Genomic DNA, 10,267 nt, shown 5'->3' on the forward strand with positions numbered 1-10,267 from the left:
GATGGAGTTGATCGTTGCGAGTTCGGTCGGCGTGCTGACCGCGGGGGGGGTCTATCTGGTGCTGCGGCTGCGCGCCTTTCCGGTGATCCTGGGGCTGGCGCTTCTGTCCTATGCGGCCAACATCTTCCTGTTCGCCTCGGGGCGGCTTAGGATCAACGCGCCGCCGGTGCTTCAGAAATACGGCGAGGCGGTCTATACCGACCCGCTGCCGCAGGCGCTGACGCTGACGGCCATCGTGATCGCCTTCGGGATGACCGCGCTGCTGGTGATGGTGGCGCTGGGCGCCTTCATCGAGGCGGGCGACGACCGGATCGACATGACCGAGGCGGATGACGCGGGCAAGGCCGTGCGCAAGGACGGCGCGGCATGAGCCACTGGATCATCGCCCCGATCATCCTGCCCGCGCTGCTGGCACCGCTGATCGCCTATGTCATGCGCTACGATATCGTTCTGGCGCGCGCGGCGTCCTTTGCGGGTGCGCTCGCGCTGGTCGCGATCGCGGTCGGGCTGGCCGTGCTGTCGGCGGATGGCGCGGTTCATGTCTACGATCTGGGCAACTGGCCCGCGCCTTTCGGCATCGTCCTGGTGCTGGACCGGCTGTCGGCGGTTCTGGTGCTGCTGACGGCGGTGCTGGCGCTGATCGTGCTGACCCATGCGGCGGCGACGGGCTGGGACACAAGGGGGCGGCATTTCCATGCGCTGTTCCAGTTCCAGATCATGGGGATCTGCGGCGCCTTCCTGACCGGCGACGCGTTCAACCTGTTCGTGTTCTTCGAGATCCTGCTGATCGCGTCCTACGGGTTGATGATCCATGGCGGCGGCAAGGTGCGGTTGCAGGCGGGTCTGCAATATGTCGTGATGAACCTTGCGGGTTCGACCCTGTTCCTGATCGCGCTGGGCACGCTTTATGCCGCGACGGGCACGCTGAACCTGGCCGATCTGGCGGTGAAGGTGCGCGAGATACCCATCGAGGAGGCGGCGCTGATCCGGGTGGCGGCGATGCTGCTGATGGTGGTCTTCGCGATCAAGGCCGCGCTGTTCCCGATCCAGTTCTGGCTGCCCGCGACCTATGCCAATGCGCCTGCGCCCGTGGCCGCGCTGTTCGCGATCATGACCAAGGTGGGCGCCTATGCGATCATCCGGATCCATTCGATGATCTTCGGCCCCGAGATCGCGGCCACGGACGGGCTGACCGGCACCTGGCTGTTCCCGGCCGCGGCGGTGACGCTGGCCATCGGTGCCTTCGGCGTGCTGGGCGCGCGGCGGCTGATGCCGTTGCTGGCGTTCTCGGTGGTGGCCTCGATGGGGACGATGATGCTTGCGGTGGCGGCCTTCACGCCCTGGGCGACGACGGCGGCGCTGTATTACCTGATCCATTCGACCTTTGCGGCGGCGGCCCTGTTCCTGCTGGCCGATCTGGTTGTGTCGCGACGGCCCGAGGGCGACCGGCTGGATCCGGCGCCCGCGACGGTGCAGAACGGGTTGTTCGCGGCGCTGTTCTTTGCGGGGGCGGTGGCGATGGCGGGCATGCCGCCGCTGAGCGGGTTCCTGGGCAAGCTGATGATCCTGGATGCGCTGCGCGATCCGCAGTTCATGGCGCTGGGCTGGACGGCGGTTCTGGCCGGATCGCTGCTGGTGATCGTCGGTCTGGCGCGGGCGGGCAGCGTGCTGTTCTGGCGCTCGACCGCCGTGGCGGCGCATGTGCCGGCCGCGGATGACGCGGAACCGCGCCCGGAGGCGCGCCCGGCCAGCCCGCTGGAGGTTGCGCCGACGGTGGCGGCGATCGGCATGACGGCGCTGCTGGCGGCCTTTGCCGGGCCGCTGACGGATTTCCTGGATGCCGGATCGCGCCAGGTCTTCCACGCGGAAGACTACATCGCGGCGGTGCTGGGTCCGCAGGAGGTGCCGGAGGTGCCGCAACCCGAACCGGACGCCGCCGAAGACCCGGTGCAGGAGGAGGGCTAGGCCATGCTTGGACGCATCTTCCCGCATCCGCTGTTGAGCCTGGTGCTGACCCTGGTCTGGCTGGGGCTGGTGAACAAGGTGACGCCGGGCAATCTGGTGCTGGGTGTCGCGCTGGGCATCATCGTGCCGCTGACCACGGCGGCCTATTGGCCGAACCGGCCGCGGCTGCGCAATCCGCTGATGGCGGCGGAATATGCGCTGGTGGTGCTGTGGGACATCGTGGTGGCGAATGTGCAGGTGGCGATGATCATCCTGTTCAAGCGCAACGCCGATCTGCGCTCGACCTGGATCACGGTGCCGCTGGACCTGACCTCGGCCGAGGCGATCACGGTTCTGGCGGGCACGATCACGATGACGCCGGGCACGGTCTCTGCGATGCTGGCGGCCGATGGCGGGGCGATCCTCGTGCATTGCCTGCATGCCGAGGATCCGGACGCCGTGCGCGACCAGATCAAGAGCCGCTACGAGCGGCGCCTGAAGGAGATCTTCGAATGATCGAGGCGGCCCTGATCTTCGCCTTCGGCTGCTACGGGCTGGGGCTGTTGCTGAATCTCTGGCGGATCACGCGGGGGCCGGACGTGGCCGACCGCATCCTTGCGCTGGATACGATCGTCATCAACGTGATCGCGTTGCTGATCCTTTACGGGATCTGGCATGGCACGGCGGTCTATTACGAAGCCTCGATGCTGGTGGCGATGGTCGGCTTCGTCTCGACGGTGGCCTATTGCCGCTTCGTGCTGCGCGGCGACATCATCGAATAGGGGGGCTGGGCATGGATTTCTGGGCGGAGCTTGTGATCGCGTTCTTCCTTGTCGTCAGCGGGATCTTCGGCTTCGTCGGCTCGTTCGGGCTGATCAAGCTGCGCGAGACGATGCAGCGGCTGCACGCGCCGACCAAGGCGACGACGCTGGGCGTGGGGGGCGTGCTGATCGCCTCGATGCTGTATTTCCTGCTGATCGAGGGCAGTTTCTCGTTCCACGAATTGCTGATCACGCTGTTCCTGTTCCTGACCGCGCCGATCGTGGCGCATTTCATCGCCAAGACCTTCATCCAGGCCAATATCCGCCCCTCGGACGTGCCGCCGACCGGGCGCGAGCATGGCTGGTCGATGTATGACGACCCGCCCTCGGACCGGCGCGAGGAATAGGCCGGACGCGCGGGTTCAGTAGTTCTGGGCCTTGCGGATGCGGTGCATCTGGTCGCTGCGGGCGATGGCCTCGCCGAGGGTTCCGATCCCGGCCCCTTCGAGGACGCCCAGCATGTGGCGGAACACCTCGGCCGTGGCCAGTGCGTCGCCCAGCGCGGTATGCCGGTGCTCGTTGGCGAGCGTGACCCCGAACCGGGTGGCCAGCGCGTCGAGCGTCAGATCGTCGGCATCCGGGTAGAGCGCGGCGGCCAGCAGGACGGTGCAGAGCGCAGGCTGGTCGAAGCGCAGGCCGATGCGGTCCTCCTTGAGCTTGAGGAAGGCCATGTCGAAGGCGGCGTTATGGGCGACCAGCACCGCCCCCTCGCAATAGGCGTGAAAGCGGCGCCCGGCCTCGACGATGTCGGGGGCAACGGCGACGCGGGCGTTGTCGATGCCATGCACCGCGGTCGAGGCGGCGGGGATGTGTCGGCCGGGATTGACCAGCATGTCGAAGGCCTCGCCGCGCAGGATGCGGCCATTGACGATCGGGACGCCGCCGATCTGCACGATCTCGTCGCCCGCGCGGGGCGAAAGACCCGTGGTTTCGGTGTCGAACACCACGAAGCGCAGTTCGGAGAGCGGCCGCTCGGCGATCTCGTCCGAGACCGGCGGGGGCAGGGTGAAATCGTAGAATTCGGGCCGCGGATCCGCGGGGGTCAGGACCGGCGCCTTGGCGGCCTGGAGCGGCAGCATCAGCCGGTTGCCCGTCGCGGTCGCCTCGGACCACATCTCGGTCCCGTGGCCTTCGAGCGCGTCACGCCCGGTATAGTGCCCGTAGCCCTCGGACAACGGCGCGGCCAGCCAGCGATCGAGCTGACCATCGGGCAGTTCGGGGCCTTTCCAGTCCAGCATCAGGCAGATCTCGCGGTCGCAGGCGCCCGCGCGCAGAACGAAATCGCAGCGCGCCGGGTCGGAGCGCAAGCCACCGATCACGCGCGCCAGAAGCTCGGTGATCGCGAAGCCGTCGCAGCGGATGAACTGGCGTGCGCCCTCGACGCGGAGATCCTCGGGCAGGCGGGCCTGAAGCGCGTCGAAGATGTCATCGGAGGCGACCGCGGGCATCGGCCAGCGGCGTGCGGTGGCGGTGCCGTGGCGCTCGGCGATCTCGTGGACCTTGACCACCAGCGCCCCCTGTTCGCGCCGCAACTGTCGGAAAAAGCTCGTCCGCCTGTCCGTGCAGAGGTCGGGATCGGCCTCGATCGCGTCGATCAGCGCGCCGATCGCGGCGGTCGGGCGGCGGATCGCCTCGAGCAGCGTGTTGAACAGGTGGTCACGCTCGGCATGGGCGTCGAGATCCTCGGTCGCGTCGTGGAAGATCAGGACATAGCCCACGCGGCTGCCATTCACCGCGATCGGGCTGACGCGGGCCATCAGGAAGCGTTCGCCGCAGGCGGTGGCGGCCAGGAATCGCTCGGCCTCGAGCTCGCCGCGCGCGGCGCGCGCGCCCATCCGGTCGAGCGCGTGGGCCAGAGGTTCGGGCCGCAGGAACGCGGTCAGCCGCCGGTCGAGCCCCAGATCGCCCAGAAGCCCCTGCGCCGCGCGGTTGTAGAGCATGATCCGGTGATCGGGCGTGGCCACCACGGCGCCTTCGGCAAGGTCACGCAGCAGCGCCTCGAACATCGCCTTGTCGCGGTTCAGGAGCGCGGTCTTCTCGGCCACGGCGCGATCCTGGGCGGCGCGGGTCTCGGCCAGCGCGTCGTTGATGGCGTTCGCTGCAGGCGCCAGCGCGCCCAGATAGCGGGCGGGTGCTTCGTCGATATCGACGTCGATATCCGCCCGGGCCCGTGTCGTCAGGTCGGCGGCAAGGGCGAGGATCGGGCGGGCGACGTTCTGGTCGAACAGCAGGCCGACCCAGGCCGCCAGCCCCGCGAGACCGAAGCCCGCGACGGCGCCCGCGATCACGAAACCGTCCGCCGGGCCGCCCGCCCTGGCATGGCCAAGCCACAGGCCCAGGACCAGGATCGCCAGCCCGCCCAGTGCCAGCGCCGCGAAGAACAGCGCGAATCGGGTTCTCAGCCCAAGCCGCTCATGCATCCAACTCTCCCCCCAGCAACGCGCGGATCTGGGCCGTCAGATCCGCGGTCGCGAAGGGTTTGGTCAGGAACGCGTCCGCCCCGAGTGCCAGACCCTTGCGCCGCTCGACCTCTCCACCGCGCGCGGTCATCATCAGGACCTTAACATCTTTCAGGCGCTCGGTACGCCGGATCATCTGGCAGATCTCGTAGCCAGAGCGATTGGGCAACATCACGTCGAGAACGACAAGATCCGGTGGCGCCTCCTCCAGCGCCTTGAGCACCAGATCGCCATCGGCCACGCGGCGCGTGTCATATCCCTCGCGCGCGATCAGGTATTCCAGCGCAAGGGCGATTCCATCCTCGTCCTCGGCCAGCAGAACCGATTTTCGCCCCATGACGCATCCCCCCTCAGCTTGTTCCGTTGCAGACCGCCCGGACCAACGGATCGTCGCCGGAAAGCCTGCGCCAATCGGCGCTGCGAGGATCGGTCAGCGCCGACTCGGTCGCGTCGGCGCGCGCGGCACGCGCACAATCGACCAGCACCGGCGCAGAACGGGCGGGCTGCCAGCGCGCGAAGAAGTAGAGCGTGACCAGCCGCATCTCGGGCGCATCCTCGCGGCGGGCGGCGCGGCCGACATCGGCCGCCATCAGCCGCGTCGTCTGGGGCAGGAGATAGGTCCAGGGCTTCCACGGCACGGATTGTTCGACGCGCGAGATCTCGACAAGGCCCTCGGGCAGGCCGGCCATGGTCCGCGCGGCCCAGGATTGCTCGGACCAGAGCGCATAGGCCAGCATTGCAAGGCCCGCCGCCACCGGCACCGACCAGCGCGGCAGCCGCTGACCACTGAGACGGTTGAGCAGGAACATGAGCCCGCCCGCGCCGAACCCGGCGGCTACACTTGCGATCAGTTCCAGAAACATCGTCTATCCCATCACCCCACGGCCCTGTCCGGCGGCCGATTGCATTGTCTTGATCACCATGAAGGCATCGCGCAGGTGGTTGCGCTCCAGTTCCGACAACTGGCCCGGCGCCATGAAATTGTCGGGCTTCGTACCCGCCCGGATCTGGTCGGCCTGATGGGCGAGCCTTGTCTCGCAGATCAGGTCATAGGCGTCGATCAGGTCATGTGCACCCGATTGCGAGACCGCGCCCGCCTCGCGCGCCGCGACCAGCCGTTCGCGCGTGTTCACCGCCTGCAATTCGCCCTTGAGCGCGTAGACCCGGCCCAGATCGACCACCGGCACCACGCCCGAGAGCTTGAGATCCAGCATGTCCTTGTGTTCGCCCGAGCGGATCAGCGCGAAGCCGCGGAACAGGCCCAGCGGCGGCGTGTGCTTGAGCGAGTTCGAGATCATGTGCGCGACGAAGATCGAGTTCCTGCGCGCCATGGCCAGCGTTTCGGCCTGCAGATCCTGGAACAGCGCCCGTTCGCCGCCGATCGGGCGCAGGTCGAACATCACCGAGGCCAGCATCTGCGCCTCGTTGTCGGGCTGGGCGATCCAGCCCGAGAAATAGCTGCGCCAGACCCGGCGGGGCTGACGCCAGCGCGGGTTGGTCGCCATCATGTCGCCGGGGCAGTAGAAGAAGCCGCAGGTATTCAGCCCGTCGGACACGAATTTCGCCAGTTCGGCGAAATAGGCGTCATGCTCGGGACGGAAGGCATCGTCAAGGATCAGGCAGTTGTCCTGGTCGCTGATGCCGGTCTGTTCGCGTCGGCCCTGGCTGCCGCAGGCCAGCCACAGATAGGGCACGGGCGGCGGACCGAGACGGGCCTCGGCGAGTGTCAGCAGGCGGCGGGTAATCGAGTCGGTGATGTCGGTGATCCGCCGGGTGATGGCGTTGGCGCTGACGCCCGAGCGGACCAGTTGCGCCAGCAGCGCGGGCACCTCGGCCACGACGCGCGCCATGGCCTCGGGGTCGTCGGCATCCACGATCTCGACGATCATGTGGCTGGCGGTGGCGGCCTGCTGGCGGAACAGGTCGGTGCGCCCGATCAGTCCGACGACCCGGCCCGCCTCGGCCACCGGCAGGTGGCTGATATTGTTGTCGGCCAGCGTCATCAGCGCATCGAGTCCCAGCGCGTCGGGCGGGATGGTGATCAGGTCGCGGGTCATCACCTGCGTCGCGGGGGTCGCGCCGTCCAGCCCCTCGGCCAGAACCTTGTTGGTCAGGTCGCGCACCGTGACGATGCCCGCAAGCGTCTCGCCCTCCATCACCATCACCGACGAGATGTTCTTGTCCCGCATGATCCGCGCCACGTCGCTGACCCGCGATCCGACCGGGCAGGTGATCGGGGTCGGGGTCATCAGGTCGGCCACGCGCAGCGCGGTCAGCCCGGCGGCCTCCTCGCCCGCGGCTGCGACCCGGCCGGGCAGCGAGCGCTGGAACCACACGGCGAATGCCGGCACGTCGTCCATAAGGTCGTGGAAGGCGGCCTTGGACAGCACCAGTAGCGTCACATCCGAGGCTGCGCGCGCCGTCAGCATCGCGCGGCCCAGCCGCAACAGGCCCCGCTCGCCCACGACATCGCCGGGACCGCGATGGGCGATCAGGTCCGAGCCGCCGGTCTCGATATCGACGGTCCCCGTCTCGATGACGTAAAGCCCGTCCAGCCGCTCGCCCTCGGTGCAGATGGTCGCGCCCGGCCCGACCGCCATCCGCCGCACGCTGGGGCCAAGGGCGGCCATGGCATCCTCGGGGATCAGGTCGAAGGGCGGAACCTGCCTGAGGCTTTCGAGGATCTCGGCCTCTGGGTCGGACATGCGCACCTCCTGCGCGGGTGGGCGGAACGGTTGTGCGAAGAACCTAAAAGGAAGGCGCGGTCCGGGAAATTCCGGGCGCGTGGGGAAGGGGGCGGCAGAGCGCCGCCCCCTTCGTTGTCGTCAGTGGTCGGCCGCGGCAGAGCCCGCGCCGCGCGGCACGCGCACGCTTTCGACCAGGTCCTTGATCTCCTGCGGGGTGTCGGCCGTCATCTTCGAGACGCCATAGGCCACCGCGAAGTTCAGGATCGCGCCCACCGCGCCGATGGCGGTCGACTGGATGCCGAACAGCGATCCCGCGATCGTGTCCTCGAAGCTGTTGGTGCCGGGGATGAAGAACCAGCCCTTGTGCAGGAAGATGTAGACGACCGTGAAGATCAGGCCGGTCAGCATCCCCGCCACGGCGCCCACGTTGTTGATGCGGGTCGAGAAGATCCCCATCATCAGCGCCGGGAACAGCGAGGCCGCCGCGATCCCGAAGGCCAGCGCCACGGTCTGCGCGGCAAAGCCCGGCGGGTTGAGACCCAGCCAGGTCGCCACCGCGATCGCCACCGCCATCGAGATCCGCGCCGCCAGCAACTCGCCCCGCTCGCTGATCTTGGGGTTGATCGCCCCCTTGATCAGGTCGTGGCTGACCGCCGACGAGATCGCCAGCAGCAGGCCCGCCGCCGTCGACAGCGCCGCCGCCAGACCGCCCGCCGCGATCAGCGCGATCACCCAGCCCGGCAGGCCGGCAATCTCGGGGTTGGCGAGAACCAGGATGTCGTTGTTCACGGTCAGTTCCGACCCCTGCCAGCCCCGCTCGGTGGCGGTCTCGGCGAAGTTGGCGTTGCGGTCGTTGTACCACTGGATCAGGCCGTCGCCGTTCTTGTCCTCGAACCGCAGCAGGCCGGTGATCTCCCAGTTCTTGATCCAGTCGGGCCGCTCGTCATAGGCGATCGGCTGCTCGGTGGCACCGTTCGGATAGATGGTGTCGACCAGGTTCAGACGGGCCATCGCACCCACCGCCGGGGCGGTCAGGTAGAGAAGCGCGATGAAGACCAGCGCCCAGCCCGCGGACCAGCGCGCATCGGCCACCCGCGGCACGGTGAAGAAGCGGATGATGACATGCGGCAGACCCGCGGTGCCGATCATCAGCGACATCGTGAACAGGAACATGTTCAGCATCGGAAGGAAGCTGGTGTCCTGCAGCGTGTAGGCGGCAAAGCCGAGATCCTGGATGACCATGTCGAGACGGGCCAGAAGCGGCTCGCCGGTGGTGGTGTATTCCGAGAACAGGCCCAGCGGCGGCAGCGCCACGCCGGTCAGTTGCAGCGAGATGAACACCGCCGGGATGGTATAGGCGGTGATCAGCACGACATATTGCGCCACCTGGGTATAGGTGATGCCCTTCATGCCGCCCAGAACGGCATACATGAACACGACCGCGGCGCCGATCAGAAGGCCGGTGGTGTTCGACACTTCGAGGAAGCGCGAGAACGCCACGCCCGCGCCGGTCATCTGCCCGATCACATAGGTCACCGAGGCGATGATCAGACAGGCCACGGCCACAAGGCGCGCGGTCTGGCTGTAGAACCGGTCGCCGATGAATTCGGGCACGGTGAACTTGCCGAACTTGCGCAGATAGGGCGCAAGCAGCAGCGCGAGCAGCACATAGCCGCCGGTCCAGCCCATCAGGAAGGACGAGGCGGTGTAGCCGCCGAAGGCGATCAGACCCGCCATCGAGATGAAGGACGCCGCCGACATCCAGTCGGCCGCGGTCGCCATGCCGTTGGTGACGGGGTGAACGCCCCGGCCGGCGGCATAGAATTCCGATGTGGACCCGGCCCGGGCCCAGATCGCGATCCCGATATAGAGCGCGAAGGACGCGCCCACGAAGATGAGGTTGAGCGTAAACTGATCCATGGTGACTTACTCCTCGTCCACGCCGTGTTTCCGGTCGAGGCTGTTCATGCGGAACGCGTAGAAGAAGATCAGGCCCAGGAAGACCAGGATCGACCCCTGCTGCGCGAACCAGAAGCCAAGATCGGTGCCGCCGATGGCGATGCCCGACAGAAGCGGCCGCAGCACGATGCCGAAGCCGAAGGATACGATCGCCCAGATGACCAGGCTGATCAGGATCAATCTGACATTGGCCTTCCAGTAGGCCATTGCTTTGTCCTTGTCGGACATGGGTTTCCTCCCGTTGAAGTTGGCAGAGGCCGGGGCCGGGGCCTTTCGGGCCCGCCCCCGGATTTCGTTTATCTGTTCATCCTGTTTTCGATGAGAGTATCGACGACGGATGGGTCGGCGAGGGTTGAGGTGTCGCCGAGTGCGCCGAAGTCGTTTTCGGCGATCTTGC

Annotated in this window: 11 protein-coding genes; 5 read left to right on the forward strand and 6 right to left on the reverse strand. The window is 67.6% G+C overall.

Annotated features, from left to right (window positions below):
• Position 1: 1 nt before the first annotated feature.
• From EV216_RS11935 to EV216_RS11955, 5 genes are read left to right on the forward strand one after another with little or no spacing between them, the layout of a single operon-like run.
• On the forward strand, positions 2-370 hold the full coding sequence (locus EV216_RS11935) for a Na+/H+ antiporter subunit C (protein ID WP_132695730.1): 369 nt from the start codon (positions 2-4) through the stop codon (positions 368-370).
• A complete protein-coding gene (locus tag EV216_RS11940) occupies positions 367-1,965 on the forward strand; it encodes a monovalent cation/H+ antiporter subunit D (RefSeq protein WP_132695732.1) in 1,599 nt (532 codons plus the stop codon). The genes EV216_RS11935 and EV216_RS11940 overlap by 4 nt, the downstream gene beginning before the upstream one ends.
• A 3-nt stretch (positions 1,966-1,968) precedes the next feature.
• Positions 1,969-2,460, forward strand: a complete 492-nt coding sequence (locus EV216_RS11945; RefSeq protein ID WP_132695734.1) for a Na+/H+ antiporter subunit E — start codon at positions 1,969-1,971, stop codon at positions 2,458-2,460.
• Complete coding sequence (locus EV216_RS11950) at positions 2,457-2,726, forward strand: K+/H+ antiporter subunit F (RefSeq protein WP_132695736.1); 270 nt, start codon at positions 2,457-2,459, stop codon at positions 2,724-2,726. Before EV216_RS11945 ends, EV216_RS11950 begins: the two co-directional genes overlap by 4 nt.
• Positions 2,727-2,737: 11 nt before the next feature.
• Complete coding sequence (locus tag EV216_RS11955; RefSeq protein WP_132695737.1) at positions 2,738-3,112, forward strand: Na+/H+ antiporter subunit G; 375 nt, start codon at positions 2,738-2,740, stop codon at positions 3,110-3,112.
• A 15-nt stretch (positions 3,113-3,127) separates the two neighbouring features.
• Here EV216_RS11955 and EV216_RS11960 read toward each other — a convergent pair whose 3' ends face one another.
• The 6 genes from EV216_RS11960 to EV216_RS11985 form a co-directional block, all read right to left on the reverse strand.
• Positions 3,128-5,185 carry a 3'-5' exonuclease gene (locus EV216_RS11960; RefSeq protein WP_132695739.1) on the reverse strand — a complete coding sequence of 686 codons (2,058 nt, stop codon included), beginning with the start codon at positions 5,183-5,185 and terminating at the stop codon, positions 3,128-3,130.
• Positions 5,178-5,561 carry a response regulator transcription factor gene (locus EV216_RS11965; RefSeq protein WP_132695741.1) on the reverse strand — a complete coding sequence of 128 codons (384 nt, stop codon included), beginning with the start codon at positions 5,559-5,561 and terminating at the stop codon, positions 5,178-5,180. Before EV216_RS11965 ends, EV216_RS11960 begins: the two co-directional genes overlap by 8 nt.
• A gap of 13 nt (positions 5,562-5,574) precedes the next feature.
• Positions 5,575-6,087 (reverse strand): hypothetical protein, encoded by a 513-nt coding sequence (locus tag EV216_RS11970; protein WP_132695742.1) that lies wholly within the window; start codon positions 6,085-6,087, stop codon positions 5,575-5,577.
• A 3-nt stretch (positions 6,088-6,090) separates the two neighbouring features.
• Complete coding sequence (locus tag EV216_RS11975; protein ID WP_132695744.1) at positions 6,091-7,929, reverse strand: DUF294 nucleotidyltransferase-like domain-containing protein; 1,839 nt, start codon at positions 7,927-7,929, stop codon at positions 6,091-6,093.
• A gap of 120 nt (positions 7,930-8,049) precedes the next feature.
• Positions 8,050-9,831 carry a sodium:solute symporter family protein gene (locus EV216_RS11980; RefSeq protein ID WP_132695746.1) on the reverse strand — a complete coding sequence of 594 codons (1,782 nt, stop codon included), beginning with the start codon at positions 9,829-9,831 and terminating at the stop codon, positions 8,050-8,052.
• 6 nt (positions 9,832-9,837) lie between these two features.
• Positions 9,838-10,098: a DUF4212 domain-containing protein gene (locus EV216_RS11985; RefSeq protein WP_132695748.1), complete on the reverse strand. Its 261-nt coding sequence runs from the start codon at positions 10,096-10,098 to the stop codon at positions 9,838-9,840.
• Positions 10,099-10,267: the final 169 nt, after the last annotated feature.

This window comes from Rhodovulum steppense (assembly GCF_004339675.1).
GTDB classification, from domain to species: Bacteria; Pseudomonadota; Alphaproteobacteria; order Rhodobacterales; family Rhodobacteraceae; genus Rhodovulum; species Rhodovulum steppense.

Excerpts from the sequence above, each read along its gene's own strand:
- EV216_RS11940 (WP_132695732.1), top strand. The coding sequence starts at position 367 with ATGAGCCACTGGATCATCGCCCCGATCATCCTGCCCGCGCTGCTGGCA.
- EV216_RS11935 (WP_132695730.1), top strand. The coding sequence starts at position 2 with ATGGAGTTGATCGTTGCGAGTTCGGTCGGCGTGCTGACCGCGGGGGGG.
- EV216_RS11960 (WP_132695739.1), bottom strand. The coding sequence starts at position 5,185 with ATGCATGAGCGGCTTGGGCTGAGAACCCGATTCGCGCTGTTCTTCGCG.
- EV216_RS11955 (WP_132695737.1), top strand. The coding sequence starts at position 2,738 with ATGGATTTCTGGGCGGAGCTTGTGATCGCGTTCTTCCTTGTCGTCAGC.
- EV216_RS11980 (WP_132695746.1), bottom strand. The coding sequence starts at position 9,831 with ATGGATCAGTTTACGCTCAACCTCATCTTCGTGGGCGCGTCCTTCGCG.
- EV216_RS11950 (WP_132695736.1), top strand. The coding sequence starts at position 2,457 with ATGATCGAGGCGGCCCTGATCTTCGCCTTCGGCTGCTACGGGCTGGGG.
- EV216_RS11985 (WP_132695748.1), bottom strand. The coding sequence starts at position 10,098 with ATGTCCGACAAGGACAAAGCAATGGCCTACTGGAAGGCCAATGTCAGA.
- EV216_RS11975 (WP_132695744.1), bottom strand. The coding sequence starts at position 7,929 with ATGTCCGACCCAGAGGCCGAGATCCTCGAAAGCCTCAGGCAGGTTCCG.
- EV216_RS11965 (WP_132695741.1), bottom strand. The coding sequence starts at position 5,561 with ATGGGGCGAAAATCGGTTCTGCTGGCCGAGGACGAGGATGGAATCGCC.
- EV216_RS11945 (WP_132695734.1), top strand. The coding sequence starts at position 1,969 with ATGCTTGGACGCATCTTCCCGCATCCGCTGTTGAGCCTGGTGCTGACC.
- EV216_RS11970 (WP_132695742.1), bottom strand. The coding sequence starts at position 6,087 with ATGTTTCTGGAACTGATCGCAAGTGTAGCCGCCGGGTTCGGCGCGGGC.